Origin of the sequence: Gordonia otitidis (genome assembly GCF_020735545.1) — a bacterium.
GTDB classification, from domain to species: domain Bacteria; phylum Actinomycetota; class Actinomycetes; order Mycobacteriales; family Mycobacteriaceae; genus Gordonia; species Gordonia otitidis.
On record NZ_CP085974.1, the window covers coordinates 3,865,770 to 3,885,254 of the forward strand.

At 67.7% G+C, this 19,485-nt stretch carries 17 protein-coding genes; 15 read left to right on the plus strand and 2 right to left on the minus strand.

The features are described from left to right. Positions 1-316 precede the first annotated feature (316 nt). From LK459_RS17710 to cofG, 13 genes are all read left to right on the plus strand, one after another. A complete protein-coding gene (locus LK459_RS17710; RefSeq protein ID WP_407648625.1) occupies positions 317-1,408 on the plus strand; it encodes a thiamine ABC transporter substrate-binding protein in 1,092 nt (363 codons plus the stop codon). Continuing rightward, a complete protein-coding gene (locus LK459_RS17715; RefSeq protein ID WP_227923836.1) occupies positions 1,384-3,024 on the plus strand; it encodes an ABC transporter permease in 1,641 nt (546 codons plus the stop codon). Before LK459_RS17710 ends, LK459_RS17715 begins: the two co-directional genes overlap by 25 nt. Then, positions 3,024-4,064 carry an ABC transporter ATP-binding protein gene (locus LK459_RS17720; protein WP_227919844.1) on the plus strand — a complete coding sequence of 347 codons (1,041 nt, stop codon included), beginning with the start codon at positions 3,024-3,026 and terminating at the stop codon, positions 4,062-4,064. Before LK459_RS17715 ends, LK459_RS17720 begins: the two co-directional genes overlap by 1 nt. Further along, positions 4,061-4,471, plus strand: a complete 411-nt coding sequence (locus LK459_RS17725) for a (deoxy)nucleoside triphosphate pyrophosphohydrolase (protein WP_227919846.1) — start codon at positions 4,061-4,063, stop codon at positions 4,469-4,471. Before LK459_RS17720 ends, LK459_RS17725 begins: the two co-directional genes overlap by 4 nt. Before the next feature lie 280 nt (positions 4,472-4,751). Next, entirely contained in the window at positions 4,752-6,146 is a 1,395-nt protein-coding gene (locus LK459_RS17730; RefSeq protein ID WP_227919847.1) for a lipase family protein, read from the plus strand. A 200-nt stretch (positions 6,147-6,346) separates the two neighbouring features. After that, positions 6,347-7,138, plus strand: a complete 792-nt coding sequence (locus LK459_RS17735) for an EamA family transporter (protein ID WP_227923837.1) — start codon at positions 6,347-6,349, stop codon at positions 7,136-7,138. Between the two features lie 224 nt (positions 7,139-7,362). Then, a complete protein-coding gene (gene typA / locus LK459_RS17740; protein ID WP_007238849.1) occupies positions 7,363-9,273 on the plus strand; it encodes a translational GTPase TypA in 1,911 nt (636 codons plus the stop codon). A 213-nt stretch (positions 9,274-9,486) separates the two neighbouring features. Further along, a complete protein-coding gene (locus LK459_RS17745) occupies positions 9,487-11,316 on the plus strand; it encodes an ABC transporter family substrate-binding protein (protein WP_227923838.1) in 1,830 nt (609 codons plus the stop codon). Between the two features lie 92 nt (positions 11,317-11,408). Continuing rightward, positions 11,409-12,245, plus strand: coding sequence for an N-acetyl-1-D-myo-inositol-2-amino-2-deoxy-alpha-D-glucopyranoside deacetylase (gene mshB, locus LK459_RS17750; protein ID WP_265416878.1), 837 nt, complete (start codon positions 11,409-11,411; stop codon positions 12,243-12,245). Continuing rightward, positions 12,245-12,616 (plus strand): hypothetical protein, encoded by a 372-nt coding sequence (locus tag LK459_RS17755; protein ID WP_007238852.1) that lies wholly within the window; start codon positions 12,245-12,247, stop codon positions 12,614-12,616. Before mshB ends, LK459_RS17755 begins: the two co-directional genes overlap by 1 nt. Positions 12,617-12,683: 67 nt before the next feature. After that, entirely contained in the window at positions 12,684-13,832 is a 1,149-nt protein-coding gene (locus tag LK459_RS17760; RefSeq protein WP_227919848.1) for an FO synthase, read from the plus strand. Between the two features lie 2 nt (positions 13,833-13,834). After that, the gene (locus LK459_RS17765; protein ID WP_227923840.1) at positions 13,835-15,325 is read left to right on the plus strand and encodes a flavin-containing monooxygenase; all 1,491 of its coding nucleotides are present in this window, start codon (positions 13,835-13,837) and stop codon (positions 15,323-15,325) included. Beyond that, a complete protein-coding gene (cofG, locus tag LK459_RS17770) occupies positions 15,322-16,569 on the plus strand; it encodes a 7,8-didemethyl-8-hydroxy-5-deazariboflavin synthase CofG (protein WP_227919849.1) in 1,248 nt (415 codons plus the stop codon). Before LK459_RS17765 ends, cofG begins: the two co-directional genes overlap by 4 nt. A 54-nt stretch (positions 16,570-16,623) precedes the next feature. Here cofG and LK459_RS17775 read toward each other — a convergent pair whose 3' ends face one another. Beyond that, positions 16,624-16,992 (minus strand): rhodanese-like domain-containing protein, encoded by a 369-nt coding sequence (locus tag LK459_RS17775; protein WP_227919851.1) that lies wholly within the window; start codon positions 16,990-16,992, stop codon positions 16,624-16,626. 43 nt (positions 16,993-17,035) lie between these two features. Beyond that, positions 17,036-17,635 carry a cupin domain-containing protein gene (locus LK459_RS17780; protein WP_227919852.1) on the minus strand — a complete coding sequence of 200 codons (600 nt, stop codon included), beginning with the start codon at positions 17,633-17,635 and terminating at the stop codon, positions 17,036-17,038. Between the two features lie 365 nt (positions 17,636-18,000). On the opposite strand from LK459_RS17780, the gene fdxA reads away from it, so the two are divergent. Beyond that, positions 18,001-18,333 carry a ferredoxin gene (gene fdxA / locus LK459_RS17785; protein WP_039994011.1) on the plus strand — a complete coding sequence of 111 codons (333 nt, stop codon included), beginning with the start codon at positions 18,001-18,003 and terminating at the stop codon, positions 18,331-18,333. 1 nt (position 18,334) lies between these two features. Beyond that, entirely contained in the window at positions 18,335-19,462 is a 1,128-nt protein-coding gene (gene dapC, locus LK459_RS17790) for a succinyldiaminopimelate transaminase (protein WP_007238859.1), read from the plus strand. Positions 19,463-19,485 lie beyond the last annotated feature (23 nt).

Here is a 19,485-nt window from a genome sequence, read left to right on the forward strand (position 1 = left end):
CCCCGACACCCCGGTGCTGTTGGCGCCCTGTCGCCGCGCAACCCGCACGGTTGTCGGTCAACAATGACGCCGCGTCATTCTAAGCCCCGGCGATGGGGCGGTGTCCAGGGGAGCCTAACGCCCGGCATGGCCAACTCCTGGTATGGGTGATGCAATTGTTACGTATGTTACGAGTCGCCGCGTCCTCGGGGCTGGTCGGCGGACCGTGCGTGACCGAACTGGTTAGATCGACAGGAGTTCGATCAACGTCAGGTTTTCTCGATGGTGCGCCGCCCGGCTGTGTGCGGACGTCGCCGACCCTGGGTGAGGAGCACTGGTGACAGAGCAGACCGCAGCGACGGGTCGACCCGTCGCGAAGACGTCGGGACGGCGGGTGCCGGGTTGGAGGGGTGTGCGGCGCTGCGCGGTCGCAGCGGCGGTGCTCGCTCTTGGTACGTCGCTGCTGACGGCGTGCGGGGACGACTCGTCGTCGACTTCGGAGGTCACTCTGCTGACTCACGACTCGTTCGATCTGCCGCAACCGGTATTCGATGAGTTCAAGAAGGAGACTGGCCTGACGCTCAAGGTCGTCAAGAGCGGTGACGCGGGTCAGTTGGCCTCGACGGTGTCGCTCACCCCCGGTTCGCCGAAAGGCGATGCGGTGTACGGGATCGACAACACCTTCGCCACCCGACCCATCGCGGCGGGTGCGCTCGATCCGTACACACCGGCCGCCGCCGCCAACGGTGCCGACCGCTACGCAGTGCCCGATTCGAACAACGAGCTGACCGCCGTCGACCGCGGGGACGTCTGCCTCAACATCGACGACGAGTGGTACCGACGCGAGGGGCAGACCCCGCCGAAGAGCCTGCGTGACCTGACCGAACCGACCTACGCCAAGCAGGCGGCGCTGATCGATCCCGGTACGTCGTCGCCGGGTATGGCCTATCTGCTCAGTACCGTCGGCGTCTTCGGGGACAACTGGCAGGACTATTGGAAGCAGGTCTCCGCCGCCGGCGCGACGATCGTGTCGGGCTGGGAGATCGCATACAACCAGCTCTTCACCGCGGGAGAGGGCAAGGGCGCCAAGCCGATCGTGTTGTCCTACGCGTCCTCGCCTGCGGCGACGCCGGGAACGAGTGCGCTGCTCGACAGCTGCTTTCGACAGGTCGAATACGTCGGAGTGCTCAAGGGTGCGTCGAACACCGCGGGCGCCCGCAAGCTCGTCGACTTCATGCTCAGCCCCACCGTGCAGAAGGCGCTGCCGTCGTCGATGTACGTGTACCCGGTGCAGCAGGACACCCCGTTGCCCGACGGCTGGGTTCAGCGCGCACCCATCCCGCAGTCGACAGTCAACCTGCCACCGGCGTATATCGCGCAGAATCGGGAGACGTGGCTCCAACAATGGCGCAGCGCAGTCGGGCGCTGAGCGCGAACCGTGTCGGGAGCCGGCTCCTTGCCGTCATTCCCGTGGTGTTCCTCGGAGTGTTGTTCGTGTGGCCGGTCGCTGCGCTCGTCTGGCGTGCGATCACCGACAGCGCCGACGCCGCAACCGGTTCGTCGCTGACAGAACTGTTCACACGTACCCGAGCAGCTCATCTGCTGTGGGTGACGGTGGCGCAGGCCGCGGCGTCGACGGCGCTGTCGCTGGTGGTCGCAGCGCCGATCGTCTGGCTGTACTCGCGGTTGCGTGGAGCGTCGGCGATGGTCCTCGACGTGGTGGTGACAGTGCCGTTCGTACTGCCGACGGTCGTCGTCGGCGTGGCGTTCAGGGCCCTGATAGATGGGCCGCTCGCGTTCGCGCACATCGGATCCGGATGGTGGGCGGTGTTGCTCGCCCACGCCTTCCTCAACGTCGCCGTCGTGGTCCGCGTGGTCGGCGCGGCGTGGCGATCACTGGACACCCGCGCGCTCGACGCCGCCCGCACGTTGGGCGCCGGGCGATTCCGTGCATGGCGAACGGTGATCGCGCCAGCTTTGCTACCGGCGGTGGGTGCGGCAGGCACGCTGATATTCCTGTTCTGCTCGACGAGCTTCGGCGTCATCATCATCCTGGGCGGCGGCACACTCCGCACACTCGAAACCGAGATCTACCAACAAGCAATCGGCTACTTCCGGATACCGGAGGCGGTGGCGCTGTCGTTGGTGCAGATCCTCGTCGTCGTCGTCGCGCTCATCCTCACCCGCGTGGTCACGGCACGATCGCGGACCACCACGAAGGGCACCCGCGCACCAAGGCATCGTCGCGTCACGGGTTGGGCCAGGGTGTCGGCGTGTCTGGCGTGGGTGTGGACTGTGGCGGTTCTCATCGTCCCGATCGCGGTGTTGGCGGTGCGATCGGTTCGTCCGAGCCGTGACGGGGCGTGGACTCTCTCCGGCTATCGCGCCCTGGCGGAGCCGGTCAATGGCGTGACACCCCTTGCAACACTGCGGTATTCGTTGGTGTCGGCCTTGCTCGCGATGATGATCGCGGTCGCCGTCGGCGCACTGGCGGCCGTCGCGCTGCACAACGCGCGAGGGACCGCGCGCGTGGTGGGTGCGGTTCTGGCGCTGATACCGCTCGGGATCAGCGCCGTGACACTCGGATTCGGATACCTGATCGTGCTGTCGGAGCTGCCCGGCCGCATCGCGGCGTCTGAGTTGATCATCCCGTGCGTGCAGGCCCTGATCGCTATCCCGGTGGTGATCGGGATCGTCGTTCCGGCGCTCGACGCGGTTCCCGATCGTGCACGCGCGGCCGCTGCGACGCTCGGAGCGGGTCCGCTCAGGGTGTTCTGCACCATCGACCTCCCCGCGATCGGCAGGTCGCTGGCCGCGGCCGCGGGATTCGCATTCGTCATGGCTCTCGGCGAGTTCGGCGCGACGAGCTTCCTGGCACGCGCGGACACCACGACTCTGCCCGTGCTGATCGGATCGGCACTCAATCGGCCGGGCGCAACGCAGCTGGCGACGGCGATGGCGGCATCGATGCTGCTCGTCGTGGCGACCGCGGTGGCCATGTTGGCCGTCGAACTACTCCGACCCCGCTCGGGAGCACCGATCTGATGCTCGAGCTCGAAGGTGTACGCATCTCGTACGGGTCGCAGACGGTCATCGACGATCTCGACTGGCGCGTCGGCGTCGACGGGCTCGTGACCGCGCTACTGGGGCCGTCGGGCTGCGGAAAGTCGACTCTGATCCGTGCCATCGCGGGCCTCGAGGACGTGGAACGGGGCAGTATCCGTCTCGACGGTGCCGATCTCGGCCGCGTCCCGCCGCATCGGCGCGACTTCGGTGTGGTGTTCCAGGACGGCCAATTGTTCGGTGGGAGGAGCGTCGGCGCGAACGTCGGATACGGACTCAGGGCCAGACGTATGTCGCGGACATCGGTCGCGCGGCGCGTGGCCGAGATGCTCGAACTCGTGCAGCTGCCGGGCTTCGAGAAACGCTCCGTCGACGAACTCTCCGGCGGGCAGGCGCAGCGCGTTGCACTGGCGCGTGCGTTGGCACCACACCCCAGGTTGCTGTTGCTCGACGAGCCTCTCGCTGCCCTCGATCGGAGGCTGCGTGACGACCTCGCCGTGGACATCGGGAGAGCCGTGCGCGCGACCGACACGCCCACGATCCTCGTCACGCACGACCACACCGAAGCGGCACTGATCGCCGACGCCATCTCCGTGATGAGGTCGGGCGACATCGTGCAGACGAATCCGCCTGCGCGACTGTGGAAGCGGCCGGTCGACGCGTGGGTCGCCCGGTTTCTCGGCTGCACCACCGTGCTGCCGGCCAGGCGCACCGATGGCACACTCGCCACACCGCTGGGTGACGTCGACGCCTCCGCGGTGGGTGTCGATACGTCGTGGGAGACGGGAGAACTCGGTCTCCGCGCGGAATCGCTGACTGCGCGACTCGCCGACGTCACAGCGCACCCCTCAGCCACTGCCCTCGGTGACGTCGTCGCTGTGGCGGATCTTCCCGCGGGCCGCCGACTCCGGGTGTCGGCGTCGGTGGGTGACGTCGACGCGGTCTCGCATGACGACGTCCGGGTCGGCGACACTGTTGCGCTGCGTTTACGGCCCGAGCACATCGCGGTGATCGGACCGTGAGCCCGCGGATCGTGGTCGCCGGAGCCGTGACGAGCGTCGACAATCGACTTCTGTTGGCGCAGCGGCGTTATCCGGCTACCGTGGCCGGGTTGTGGGAGCTTCCGGGCGGTAAGGCCGAAGACGACGAGGACGTGAAGTCCGCGCTTCGTCGGGAACTACGCGAGGAACTCGACGTCGGTGTCGAGGTGGGGGAGCGTCTTGCCGAGACGGTCGCCCTCTCGGACGACCTCACCCTCATCGCGCTGTGGGCACGGATCACTGACGGCGTGCCCCGCCCCGTCGAACATTCTCAATTGCGCTGGGTCACAGCCGAGGAACTCGACAAGATGGTTGCCGGGCACCAATTGGTACCCGCCGACACCGTGTGGGTGCCCGAACTGTCCGGCGTACTGCGTCGAGCACGATAAGGCGTTCCCGGCGCGCTGAGCGCTCCATCTCGTGTGACGCTCTCGCCGAGGTCGGGAGGGTCGGGCTGCCGATTCGTTACATCACGAATCAGTCATCGACCTGCGCACCCGGTCGGTCAACGGTTTAGGGTCGAACACCGAGCGTGGCCGAGAACGAGGCAGAGTCCGCGTCGCCGACTTGCGGTGTACACGAAACCGGTTGTGAGGGAACGGCGGAGGGTGGGGGATGGTGGGCACGATGCGGTATCGGCGTGCATTCCGATTGCGTGCAGTGACAGGGATGTCCTTCGTGAGGGCCTGCTGTCTCGTTCTCGTAGCGGCCATGGTCGCATTCGGCGCAACCGGGGTCCTCGGTGGTTCGCGGGCCGGTGCGGCACCACCCGGCTCATCCGGGTCAGCCGAGACCGGGTCGGGCGGGTCGTCCGGCCCCAACAGCGCCTTCTATACGCCGCCGACCGGTCCGCTCCCCGCGGCGGGGACATTGCTTCGAACGCAGGCGATGTCGACGTTCATCACGATCCCCAACCGGACCGGCGGGATTCCCGCATCTGCGACGAGGATTCTGTACGTGTCGACCAATGGCCTGGGCAAGCGGGTGGCCGTCAGTGGCTACTACCTACAGCCCGCGCGGCGGTGGACCGGACCGGGGCCGCGACCGCTGGTGTCGTACGGTCCCGGGGCACACGGGATGGGAGACCAGTGTGCCCCTTCACGTCTCGTCGCTTCGCCGACCCTCGCCTCGCCGGGCGGTCCGATGGTCGAGATCGAAACACTGATCACCTACAACCTGCTCGCCCGCGGATACGGTGTGGTGAGCACCGACTACATCGGGTTGGGAACTCCGGGCGACCACACCTTCGCGATGCGCGTCGACCAGGGCGATGCGGTGATCGACGCCGCCCGCGCCGCACTACAACTCCCGACGGTTGACCCCCGCACCCAGGTGGCGCTTGCCGGGTACTCGCAGGGAGGCGCAGCGACCGCCGCGGCAGCAGAACTCATCGACAGCTACGCCCCCGACCTCGCCAAGCAGGTCGTCGGCATCTATGCAGGCGGTGCGCCGACGGATCTGCGCAGCCTGCTCGATCATCTCGACGGCCAGCGTCTCGGCGGTGCGATCGGGTGGGCGATCGTCGGTGCGATGGCCCTGTATCCGGATATGGCACAACAGATCCCACCCATGCTCAATGCCGAGGGCAAACGCCTCACGAATCTCGTTCGTGGACAATGCATCGTGGCCACCACGCTGATCGGCTCACCGAGGACGAGCACCTGGACCGTCAGCGGAAAGTCGATAGGTCAACTCATAGACGAGACTCCGACCCTCGCCGCCCGGGTCAACGAGCAAAAAGTCGGGCTGCGCGCGCCGACCGACATCCCGATCCTGTTGTCCAGCAATCCCGTCGACCCGACGGTACCGGTGTCGCAGGGGCAGGCCCTGTTCGCCGAGTGGTGCGCACAGCAGCCGCGGTCACTGGAGTATCGCAGTATCTCGTTCCCCGTCCTCGGCGGAACTCCGTTGGGCCACATCGCAGGCGGGGTCGCCGGATACAACGAGGCGTACGGCTGGCTGGCCGACAGGTTCGCAGGTAAGGCGCCGGCGACCGGATGCCTGCGCACAGCACCGTCGAACGGGCTTACGACCGGCTCTGCAGGATCGTCCGGCTCTTCCTGAGTGCGGCTGCCGGCTTCGGCTGCGCACCGTGGGAACGCGATCGGCGGAGTGGGCGAGGAAACCCCGGCGCGCCGGGGCGCGGTCACGGGGTAGTTTCGGCGCCTGTGACGCAACAGCGACGAGGCCGGGCAGCGGAACCGCGAGCGCGACACGGCGCGCGTTGGCTGGCTCCGGCGTTGATGCTCGTCGGCGGAACCTCGATGTATCTCGGCGCCGCGATAGCGATCGAGTTGTTCGACACCGTGTCGCCCGCGGGAGTCGCCTGGTTGCGCATCGCGGGCGCCGCCGTGGTTCTGGCGGTGGTGGTGCGGCCCGGCCGTGATGCGTGGCGCTGGGGTCGGTTGCGGTTGGCCGGACTGTTCGGGCTGATGACAGCGGCCATGAACATCGCCTTCTACCTCGCACTCGACCATCTCCCGCTCGGCACGACCGTCGCACTCGAGTTCCTCGGGCCGATCGCGGTGGCCGCAGCCGGTTCCCGCACGAGACGCGACGTCGCGGCACTGCTCTCGGCAGTGATCGGCGTGGTGCTCATCGTCGATGTGCACTGGGCCGGGAGTGTGCTCGGCGTCGTGCTGGCGCTCACCGCCGCCGCGTGCTGGGCGGGCTACATCATGCTGGGACGGCGGGTCGCAGTTCGTGGAGCGGGGATCGAGGACCTCACCACGGGATTCGTGGTTGCTGCGATCCTGACCTCACCGCTGGCCCTGACCATCGGACCGGCCGTCGACGCGGGCGAGAGCATCTGGTGGCTGCTCCTGCTCGCGCTCGGGCTCGGTGTGCTGTCCACGGCGGTTCCCTACGCTCTCGACCAGGTGATCCTGCGGTCTGTGGGTCCCGCGAGGTTCGCGGTGCTGCTGGCGCTGTTGCCCGTGACGGCGGCAGTGGTGGGCTTCATCGCGCTGCGGCAGATCCCCGCGATCACCGAACTACTCGGAATCGTGGCCGTCGCCGGGGCGATTGTGCTGCAGGCGAGCCGCAGGTCGCACTGACGGGCGCCGCGCGTCGCTCCAACCAGCGGATAAGCGTGCCCTGGCGCTCGCGACCGCCCAGCAGGACGTGCCGCGACGACGTTCATGGCGCTGTGTGATCGCGCTCTCATCCTCCGAGCAGATACCCTGTTGAGCGTCGTAGAGTCCACATCCGGTGCCACCAACCGGATCGCCGACGGCCCGCGCATGCCTCCGGGACGTCGAAGTAGATGAAAGAGAGCTCAGTGAGCGCTGCCCCCAACTTCCGCAACGTCGCGATCGTCGCGCACGTCGACCACGGCAAGACCACGCTGGTCGACGCGATGCTCCGCCAGTCCGGAGTGTTCGGTGAGCGCGCCGAGCTCGTCGACCGCGTGATGGACTCCGGTGACCTCGAACGCGAGAAGGGCATCACCATTCTCGCGAAGAACACCGCGGTGCATCGTCGTCAGCCGGACGGCACCGAGGTCGTCATCAACGTCATCGACACGCCCGGCCACGCCGACTTCGGCGGTGAGGTCGAGCGCGGCCTGTCGATGGTCGACGGCGTCGTGCTGCTCGTCGACGCGTCCGAGGGTCCGCTGCCGCAGACACGCTTCGTGCTGCGCAAGGCGCTGAGTGCGTCGTTGCCGGTGATCCTGCTGGTCAACAAGACCGACCGCCCCGATGCGCGCATCTCGGAGGTCGTCTCCGAGACCCATGACCTGCTCCTCGACCTCGCCTCCGACCTTGACGACGAAGCGGCCACGGCGGCCGAGCAGGTCCTCGACCTCCCGGTGCTCTACGCCTCCGGGCGTGCGGGCATCGCCAGCACCGTCGAACCCGCCAACGGAGAGGTCCCCGAGGGAGAGAACCTCGACCCGTTCTTCGACGTCCTGATGGAGCACGTTCCCGCGCCCAAGGGCGACGCCGAGGCGCCGCTTCAGGCACACGTCACCAACCTCGACGCCTCGCCCTTCCTCGGGCGCCTCGGGCTGGTCCGCATCCACAACGGCACCCTCAAGAAGGGCCAGACCGTCTCCTGGATGCGTGAGGTCGACGGTGAGCCCGTCACCGAGCGCGCCAAGATCACAGAACTCCTCGCCACCGTCGGCGTGGAGCGCAGCCCCGCGGAGTCGGCTGTTGCTGGCGACATCGTCGCCATCGCCGGTATCCCCGAGATCATGATCGGCGACACCCTCGCCGACGCCGAGAACCCGGTCGCCCTGCCGCGCATCACGGTCGACGAGCCTGCCATCTCGGTCATCATCGGTACCAACACCTCGCCGCTCGCGGGACGGGTGAAGGGGCACAAGCTGACTGCCCGCATGGTCAAGGACCGCCTCGACACCGAGCTCATCGGCAATGTGTCGCTGCGCGTCGTCGACATCAATCGTCCCGATGCCTGGGAGGTGCAGGGCCGCGGTGAGCTCGCGCTGGCGATCCTCGTCGAGCAGATGCGTCGCGAGGGGTTCGAGCTGACCGTCGGTAAGCCGCAGGTGGTCACGCGCAAGGTCGACGGCAAGGTGCACGAGCCGTTCGAGCACCTGACCATCGACGTCCCCGAGGAGTACCTCGGCGCGGTCACCCAGTTGCTCGCGGCGCGTAAGGGCCGTATGGACCAGATGAACAACCACGGGTCCGGGTGGGTCCGCATGGAGTTCCGCGTTCCGTCGCGCGGACTGATCGGTTTCCGTACCGACTTCCTCACCGAGACCCGCGGCACCGGTATCGCCAACGCGGTGTTCGACGGCTACGACGCCTGGGCGGGTGAGATCCGAGCACGACACACCGGTTCGCTGGTGAGCGACCGTGCGGGCACGGTGACGCCGTTCGCGATGATCCAGCTCGCCGACCGCGGCACGTTCTTCGTCAACCCGGGTGACGACACCTACGAGGGCCACGTGGTCGGCATCAATCCGCGCGCCGAGGACCTCGACATCAACGTGACCCGTGAGAAGAAGCTGACCAACATGCGTCAGTCCTCGGCCGACGTCATGGAGACCCTGGCCAAGCCGATGCACCTCGAACTCGAGGGCGCGATGGAATTCTGCGCCGCCGATGAGTGTGTCGAGGCGACTCCGGAGGTCGTGCGAGTGCGTAAGGTGCACCTCGATGCGTCCACTCGCGCCCGTGAGCGTTCGCGCGCCAAGTCGCGCGACCAGGCGGCTGGCTGATCCCGACCGGGTTCGCGTCGCAGGACCGGCGTACCGGTTCAGGAGTCGACGGCCCCGGGTGAGAACTGGTGTGCAGTGGCCGGAGCGAGGTGTGGGGGTGAGCGGGTGGTGACCGGCAGCAGGTCTCTGTACGGACGCGGTGTCGTCGCTGGTCGCAGTCGCCTCCTTCTGGCCGTGCTCGGTGCTTTCGTCGCGCTGGTGACGGCGGGGTGCATGTCCGATCCGCCACCTCCGGTCCGTGAGACGGAGGTGCAGCAAACACCTGCGGAGTACCCGACGGAGAAGACGATCTACGTCGCAACCGACTCTGTCGGTGAGGGTTTCAACCCGCACCTGGCCGCCGACCAGAGCCCGGTGACCACCGCGATCGCCGCGATGACGTTGCCGAGTGCCTTCGAGCCGGTGCAGACACCCAACGGTGTCGTGTGGCAGCGTTCGGAGGCGCTGCTGACGTCGGCGGAGGTGACCTCGCAGGAGCCGTTCACCGTCACCTACAAGATCCACACCAACGCGCAGTGGTCCGACGGCCTGCCGGTCACCGGCGACGACTTCAGCTATCTGTGGCAACAGATGTCCCGCCAGCCCAATGTCGTCGCCCCGGCCGGCTACCGGTTGATCGACTCGGTCGAATCGAGCAGCGGCGGCAAGGTCGTCACGGTCAAGTTCGCGCGTGCATATCCGGCGTGGCGTGAGATGTTCACGTGGCTGCTGCCCAGCCACGTCCTCAAGGGCGCACCCGCGGGCTTCCAGACGGGTATGGACAGCGGGAAGCCCGTGTCGGCGGGTCCGTTCTCGGTGTTCTCCATCGACACCACCCGCGACGAGGTGCGCCTGATCCGCAACGACCGCTACTGGGTGAAGCCCTCGATCCTCGACCAGGTGGTCTTACGACGGGCGGGTACCGCGTCGCAGATGGTCGAATCCGTGCGGTCGGGTGACTCGTCGATCGCGACGCTGGGTACCGGGCCCGCCAGCAGTGCCGAGCTCGCCGCGGTCCCGGGGATCGCGACACAGCGCTCGGCGACGTCGCGGGCGCTGGGCATCAGCGTCAACGCGCGTACCCCGGTCATGAACTCGGTGGCGGTGCGTCGGGCGATCCTGGGGATGATCGACCCGGCGGTCGTCACCTACGCGGGTGCCGGTGACCTCGTCGTACAGCCGTACGAGAACACAGTGTTCGCACCCTCCGACCCGGGATACTTCGCGGTCGATCGGCAACGTCCCAGTCCCGACCAGGTCGACGAGCTCCTCGCGTCGGCCGGTTATCGGCGCGGACCGGCCACCACGTCGACCACACCGTCTGCCGACTCGTCGTCGCCGGGACCCTCCCCGAACGGTTCGTCGGCGAGCACGCCCTCCTCGGCTGCCTCCTCCACGTCTGCCCCTTCCTCAGCTGCACCATCCGACGACCCGGCGTCGACCATGTCGGCTGTCCCCGAAGGTGTCGCGGGTTTCGAGAAGGACGGTCGCGACCTCGCGGTTCGTGTCGGCGCGATCAGCGGCGACGCGCGGTCGACCGCTGCTGCGGCCAACATCGTCGACCAACTTCGCAACGCGGGAGTGCGCGCTGCCGTCGTCTCGTTGCCCAACAACGAGCTCTACGGTGTCGCGCTCACCGACTCGAGGGTCGACATGGCCGTCGGGTGGACCGGCCTGGGCGTACCGCCTGCCGCGGCGCTGGCCTCCCAGGTCGATTGTGATCAACCCAAGCCGGGCACCGCACCGAGCCTGTCGACACCGCCGACGCCCACCAGCGATGCTCCCGACCAACAGCAGTCGTCGACTCAGGACGTCTATGCGTCCAACCCTTCTGGCGTCTGCGATCCGGTGCTCATCGGACTCGCACGTGACGCATTGTCGTCGCAGGACCCGCTACCTCAGCTGACGGAGGCCGAACCGCTGCTCGCCGCGCAGTCGATCTATCTGCCGCTCTATCAGGACAGCATGATGGTGGGTGTGACACGCAAGGTGACCGACGTCCCGCTCTCGGGGCCGATACAGGTCTCGATCTTCGGTACGGCGAGTAGATGGAACATCTCGTGACAGAACACCTCGTGGCAGAACATCTCGTGGCAGAACACCGTGCGGACCGTCGACTGTTGCTGCTGCACGCGCATCCCGACGACGAGACGATCATGACCGGCGGAACCATCGCGCGGTATCTCGCCGAAGGCGTCGACGTGCGCGTGCTGACGTTCACGCTCGGCGAGGAAGGCGAAGTGATCGGCGACGAGTGGGCGCAGTTGGTCGCCGACGGCGGTGCCGATCAGCTCGGCGGCTACCGCATCCGTGAACTGACCGACGCCCTCGCCGCGCTCTCGCCGGTGGGCTCGGATCCGCTGCGTCCCCGGTTCCTCGGCGGCGCGGGGCATTGGCGTGATTCGGGAATGGCAGGATCTCCGTCTGCCGAGCACCCCCGCGCACTCGCGCAGGCACTCTTCGACGACGTCGTGGCAACCCTGGCGGATGTGATCGCCGACTTCGACCCCCAGGTCCTGGTCACCTACGACATGGCAGGCACCTACGGTCATCCCGACCACAAGATGGTCCACACCGCGTCGATGGCGGCTATTCCGCTCGTCGAGGCACGCACAGGTCGCGATCTCGTCGTCTGGGAGTCGGTGACCGAACGCAGCGCTCTGCAGAAGGGGCTCGCCGCAGCGCAGAGCGTGCCCGCGGGATGGCGGATGCCCGAGTCCGGGGAGTTGCCGAGCTACCCCGACCACGAGATCGACGCCGAGATCGACATCACGACCGTGTACGACCACAAGGTCGCGGGCCTGCGTGCGCATGCCACCCAGGTGACCGTCGCGGCGTCGGGAACCGAGTACGCGTTGAGCAACAACATCCTGCAACCGATCATGGCTGCCGAGCACTTCGTGCTGCGGTCGCCGCGCGGTCGTGGTGCGCCGAGTCGACGGGCAACCGACCTGTTCACACCCATCCCGTTCAGCCCCGATGGAGATGTCTGATGCGCGTCGCCGACCGCGTTCTCCTCGGACTGCTGATCCTCGACGGACTGATCGTCGGCGTGCTCTCGGTCGGCTTCGTGTACCTGCGGATCGGGGGAACCGCGGTGCCGATCGCGGCTGTCCTCGCCGGCCTGCTCAACTGCGTGCTGCTGTGGCTGGCTGCGAAGTACACCGACGGCCCCCTGCGCTACGGCCCGCTGGTGGCGTGGCTGGTGGTACTGGTGGTCGCCGGGATGGGCGGTCCGGGTGGTGACGTGATGCTTACGCTGCAGGGCAGTACGACGCTGGCCACATCACTGCTGGTGATCATCGGGCTCGGTGCACCCGTCGCACTGTCCTGGTCGAGGAGACTTCCCGACGCCGAGGCGTGACGCGTCGACATCCGTGCGACCTGTAGCCGTCGACGGGCGACGGTGCGTGGTCGTTAGAGTGTTCTGCATGGTGTTGCGCGCGTGGGCGAGTGACCGCCCCGCCCCAGGCGGATCGGTTCGGTCGGCGCTGGCTGCGTTGCGCACCGACCGGACCTCGCTCACCGATGCCGACTGGGCGGCGTTGCTCGGCGCCGACGGCGACGAACTGACTGAGCTGTGTACCCTTGCCGACGTCGCGCGCAGGGAGGCCACCGAACCCGACGTCATGACCTTTGTGGTCAACCGGAACCTCGACACCGCGGTGGTCGCCGCGCCGCAGGCCGACGTGTCGATCGACGACCTCGTGGCCGAGGCATGGGCGCTCGGCGCCACCGAGATCTGCATGCAGGGACCGTTGCCGCGCAGCAGGGACGACGTCGATCCCGACGCCTACCTGAGCATCATCAGGCGAATTCGTGCCGCGGCACCGGGCATGCACCTGCACGCGTTCCGGCCACCGGAGATCGTCGACGCCGCCTCGCGCATGGGGATCGACGTCGCGGAGTTCCTCCGCCGCGCACGCGACGCCGGACTCGGGTCGGTACCCGGGACAGCGGCACAGATACTCGACGACGAGGTGCGCGCGGCACTGCATCCCGTCGGCACACCGCCGCCCGTGTCGGAGTGGGTCGACACCATCCGCGCCGCGCACGACGCACACCTGTTCTCCACCGCGACGCTGCTCTACGGACACGTCGAGACAGCCGGGCATGTGGTCGCGCACCTTCGGCTGCTCAACCGCATCGCCGACGAGACCGGCGGCTTCCACGAGCTGATCGTGATGCCACTGCTCCCGCAGAACGCGCCGCCACACCTTGCAGACGTAGCCACCGCGGAGGTGAGTCGCCGCGAGACCCGCGCGGTGCACGCGGTGGCCCGTCTGATGACCGTCGGCCACATCGACCACCTGCAGGTCGCCTGGACGAAACTCGACCGCGACGTCGTCCTCGAGGTCCTCTCGGGTGGCGCCGACGACCTCGGCGGCCTGCTACTCGACGGCGAACTCTCGCCCGAATCCGGCCAGGAAGCCGGACGAACCCTGACCGTCGACGACGTCATCGCCATCGCGGACGCGGTGGGGCGGGTGCCGCGTCAGCGCCGCACCGACTACGGAGATCCGCCCCCCGGGCAACGAACAGTGCTGCCGCAGAATGAGAATGCGCAGGCCTGCGGGTGACTATGGCGCCGTCGGTGTTCGCCACAGAGGTCGATATCGCGATCATCGGTGCCGGCTTCGCCGGTATCGGAATGGCCACGCGGCTCGCTCGGCGTGGACGCGAGTCGTTCGTCGTTCTCGAACGGGCCGCTGCCGTCGGGGGAACGTGGCGTGACAACACCTATCCGGGTATCGCATGCGACATCCCGGCTCACCTCTATTCGTACTCGTTCCGGCCGCCCGCCGACTGGTCGTCGGTGTATCCCAGCGGCGCCGAGATCCGGCGCTATCTCGAACGCACGGTCGCCGACGAGGGGTTCGGAGAGAGGGTTCGGCTGGGTTGCGAACTGCTCGATGCCTCATGGAACCCCGACACCGCACGCTGGGCACTGTCGACGTCGAATGGGGGCATCAGCTGTCGCGCCCTGGTCTTGGCGGTTGGGCGGCTCTCGGAAGCACGTATTCCCGACATCGAGGGACTCGACTCCTTCACCGGCGAGGTGGTGCACACCGCGGCGTGGCGTGACGACCTCCCGCTCGACGGTGCACGGATCGGTCTGGTGGGGACGGGCGCCTCGGCGGTGCAGATCGCCCCCCATCTCGCCGAGCAGGCAGACGAACTCGTGGTCTTCTGCCGGACGCCGCCATACGTGGTCCCGCGCGATGACCGTCGCTACACGGCGCGGGAGCGGGACGCGTATCTCGATCCCGTTGTGGCGCAAGATATTCGAGACCAGCTGCTTCGTGACGCCGACGTCGCGTTCCGACAGCGACAGGGTCTGCGGCCTGACATCGACGAGATCCGCGCACGTGCGCGCGCGCACCTGCACGCACAGGTCGACGACCCGGAGCTGCGCTCACTGCTGAGCCCGGAGTACGAGATCGGTTGCAAACGCATCCTGCTCAGTGACGACTTCTATCCGACGTTGGTCCGCGGCAACGTCGTCTTCGAACCCAGCGCACTCGACTCGGTCAGTGAATCGAAGGCGAGGGCCGCCAGTGGACGCTGTCACGACCTCGATCTTCTCGTGATGGCAACAGGATTCGAGGCGGCGCGCCCACCGGTCGCCACGCGCGTCACCGGTGCCAGGGGAGAGCGCCTCGACGCGCACTGGTCCGATGGCATGACGTCGTATGCGTCGACCACGGTCCACGGCTTTCCCAACATGTTCGTGCTCGACGGTCCCAACGCCGCGCTGGGACACAATTCCGCGATCTACATGATCGAGACTCAACTCGACTACGTCCTCGGTGCGCTCGACGTACTCGGCGACGGCGATGTCCGGTCGCTGGAGGTGTCCGCTGACGCCGAGGCCGCCTACACGGCCGAAATCGACGAACGTGCGTCGTCGACGGTGTGGCTGACCGGCTGCAACAGCTGGTACGTCGATCCTGTCAGTGGGCGACTCACCCTCCTCTGGCCCGGTACGGCCGTCTCGTTCCGCGAACGCAACGGTACGTTCGATGTCGGGCCGTATGTCGTCGAGACCAGCGAGGGGAGTGAACGCCGATGACGCAGTCGATGGCCGTTCGTGAAGCGCTCGATGCCGCCGGCTCGGGTGATGGCCTCGGTGTCGCCGAGGTCGCGGCGCTGCTCGCGGCGTCGGGTGACGATCTGACGGCGGTGGCAGCGGCGGCATCGGAGCTGCGCGACGAGGGACTCGCCGAGGTGGGTCGAGACCGCCAGATCACCTACTCGCGCAAGGTCTTCGTGCCGCTGACCCGGTTGTGCCGCGACCGGTGCCACTACTGCACATTCGTCACCGTGCCCGGCAAGCTGGCACGAGCAGGTGAGGGGATGTTCCTCGAGATCGACCAGGTGCTGTCCATCGCCCGTCAGGGGGCGGCGCTCGGTTGCAAGGAGGCACTGTTCACCCTCGGCGACCGACCCGAGGACCGCTGGCCGCAGGCAGGGGAATGGCTTGCAGCGCGCGGGTATTCGTCGACGCTCGACTATGTGCGGGCGGCGGCGGTCGCGGTCCTCGAGGACACCGGCCTGCTTCCGCATCTGAATCCGGGAGTGATGAGCGCCCACGAGATGTCGGTGCTTCGTCCGGTTGCCCCCTCGATGGGAATGATGCTCGAGACGACGTCGCGTCGACTGTTCACCGAGAAGGGCCAACCGCACTACGGCAGCCCGGACAAGGACCCGCTGGTGCGTCTCCAGGTGTTACGTGATGCCGGTGACCTACGCATACCGTTCACCACGGGCATCCTCGTCGGGATCGGTGAGAGTCTGACCGAACGCGCGGAATCGCTCCTCGCGCTCGCCGACATCGCTCGCGCCGGTCACATCCAGGAAGTGATCGTGCAGAACTTCCGCGCCAAGCCCGACACCGCGATGCGCGGGACACCGGACGCCGAGATGACCGAGTTTCTCGCGGCGGTGGCGACGGCACGTCTGGTGCTCGGTCGGCAGATGCGGGTACAGGCACCACCGAATCTCGTCTCGCGTGAGGAGTGCGCCGCGCTCATCGCTTCGGGTATCGACGACTGGGGCGGGGTGTCGCCGTTGACCCCGGACCACGTCAACCCCGAGCGTCCGTGGCCCAACCTCACGACACTCGCCGAGATCACCGCGGAGTCGGGATACGTTCTCGCCGAGCGGATCACCGCCCAGCCTCCGTACGTGCTCGATGCCGAGAACTGGATCGATCCATCGCTGACCGCGCACGTGGCGGCGCTCGCCGATCCGACCACCGGCCTCGCGGCCGATACCCGCCCGTCCGGACTGCCCTGGCCGGCAGCTGTCGCGTGAGCGTCCGGGTCGCGGCCCGGTGAGGGGAGGCCATCGCCCACCCGAGTCGTCGACTCAGTCGACAGGTCGCGCGGCGAGGATCGCCTGGTATCCGCCGGCGACGTCGGTCGCGCGGTGCAGTCCGAGCTGTTGCAGCGTCGCGGCGGCCAGCGACGAGCTGTAGCCCTCCGAACACAAGACGATCCACCGCACGTCGTGGTCGACGGCCTCGGGGATGCGGGCGTCACTCGCCGGGTCGAGCCGCCACTCGAGCACGTTGCGTTCGAGCACCAGCGCTCCGGGGTATTCGCCCTCGGAGGCGCGCTGCGCCGCGGGACGTATGTCGACGAGCACACCACCGTTGTCGAGTTCTGTCGCGAGATCGACGGCGTCCACCCGGTCGAGGTTCTCGCGCGCGGTCAGCAGGAGGTCATTGATCGTCATGGCCACATCACAATGCTATTCGGGTCATTCGGCGCTGTTGAGGTCATTCGGGTTCGTCGGTGAGTTCGGTGCGCGTGCGCCGTAACCGGCCGGTGTCGGTGACCTCGTAGAACGACATCGCCGTCAACGGCGGCGAGTAGGCGTGCACGCTGAGCGTCGGCCCGGGCTCGTGCACCGAACCGAGCCGCTGGGAGGTTGCGTGCGACTGATTGAGGCCGCGTAGCGGTGGCGCGCTCGCGTGGTGCTGGACGTCGTGCACCCAGCCGAGCGGAAACGAGGCCTGGTCGCCCGCCGACAAGATACGCAGTGCGAGGTCGTTGCCGGTCCAGCGGTACTCGCGCAGCGCGCCCGACAACACGGTCAGCGCTCCGAGTGAGCCAGCGTGGTCGTGGAGGTCGGTGGAGCGGTCCGGGGTCCAGCTGATCAGCCAGATGTCGAGGTCGTCGTCGGACTCCAATCGGGTGGACCAGCGTTCGACGGGATCCCAGCTCGTCGGAAGCAGATGGTTGTATCGGCCGTCGATCACGTCCGCGACGCCCTGGTCGGTGATGCGCAGCAGATCAGCGGGCCGGAGCCGGGTGGGTAGTGTGGCACTGGTCGGCCGTGTCGCGGCGCGGTGCACGGGATCGAGAGTCGAGGTCATGGGCACTCCGGACGAAGGTGATGGTCGGGCTCGCAAGCACAGGATGCGCCCGACTCATCTCCGACGGGAGGGTTGGCGTCACGCTGAACGCAACGGACGCTCCACGATTTGGTGTGGTATTGAGCGTCGCGCCTCGTCGCGGAAACTGTGATCTTCGTCGTCTCGAGTGGCGCTGAGCGGGGGCGATGTGGGCTCCGGTGGTATCGGACAGATAAGGTTGAACCCGCGTGTGCTCCGCGCCTGTCTCGGGGGAGGCCGACGGTGCGCGCGTCCGGCGCGATCAGCCCTCGCGCCAGGTCCGCCGCCTCGTCGCACACGCAGGCCAGAGCGGACACACAAGCGGTAGAAGTGCGAAGAAGGAGAATGTGGTGACGTACATCATCGCGGAACCCTGCGTGGATGTGATGGACAGGGCCTGCGTCGAGGAGTGCCCTGTCGACTGCATCTACGAGGGTGGCCGCAGTCTGTACATCCAACCGGATGAGTGCGTGGACTGTGGTGCCTGCGAGCCGGTGTGTCCGGTGGAAGCGATCTTCTACGAGGACGACGTCCCCGACGAGTGGGAGCCCTACGTCAGCGCCAACGCCGACTTCTTCGACGACCTCGGCTCGCCGGGCGGTGCGAGCAAGGTCGGCAAGACCGACTACGACCCGCCGTTCGTCAAAGCTCTCCCGCCCATGAACGAGGGCGAGGACTGACTTGCACACGGCCCGTCGGGCACGTGTGAGTGAGGCGCTGCCCGACTTCCCGTGGGACTCGCTCGCGGAGGCGAAGGCGCGCGCCGCAGCCCACGAGGGCGGAATCGTCGACCTCTCGGTCGGTACCCCGGTCGATCCGGTCGACACGCTGATCCGCGAGGCGCTCGCTTCGGCGTCGGAGTTCCCCGGATACCCGGCGACAGTCGGGACCACGGACCTTCGCGAGGCTGCCGCCGAGGCGCTGGCCCGGCGCTACGGGGCGACCGGACTCGCCGAATCGTCGATCCTTCCGGTCATCGGTACCAAGGAAGCCATTGCGGGTCTGTCGTCGGCGCTCGGCATCGGCGCCGGTGACAACGTCGTGATCCCCGAGGTCGCGTACCCGACATATGAGGTGAGTGCCCTGCTCGCGGGAGCGACGGTGACCCGAGCCGATTCGACGCTGCAGATCGGCCCGGTCATGGGCAGTTCTGCGCCTGCGCTCATGTTCATCAACTCGCCGTCGAATCCGACGGGCCGAGTGCTGGGCGTCGACCACCTGCGCAAGGTGGTGGCGTGGTGCCGTGAGCACGGCACGATCCTCGCTTCCGACGAGTGCTACCTCGGGCTGTCGTGGGACACCGAGGCCGTCTCCATCCTCGACCCGCGGGTCAGCGATGGCGATCACACCGGGCTGTTGGCGATCCACTCACTGTCGAAGATCTCCAACCTCGCGTCCTATCGTGCGGGCTTCTTCGCCGGCGACCACGATCTGATCGCCGAACTCCTTGCTGTGCGCAAACATTCGGGCATGATCGTGCCGTTCCCCATCCAGGCCGCCATGACCGCGGCGCTCTCCGACGACACGCACGTCGAGGCGCAGCGTGCCCGCTACCAGTTACGTCGCTCGCGATTGCTGCCCGCCGTACGCGACGCGGGTTTCCGCGTCGACGACTCGGAGGCGGGCCTGTACCTGTGGGCCACACGCGGTGAGGGCTGCCGCGACACCGTGGCGTGGCTCGCCGAGCGGGGAATCCTGGTAGCGCCGGGCGACTTCTACGGGCCTCTCGGTACGAACCATGTGCGCTTCGCACTCACCGCCACCGACGAGCGCATCGACGCCGCGGTGGAGCGGCTGACTGCCGCCTGACGCAGAAACACGCGCTTCCGACA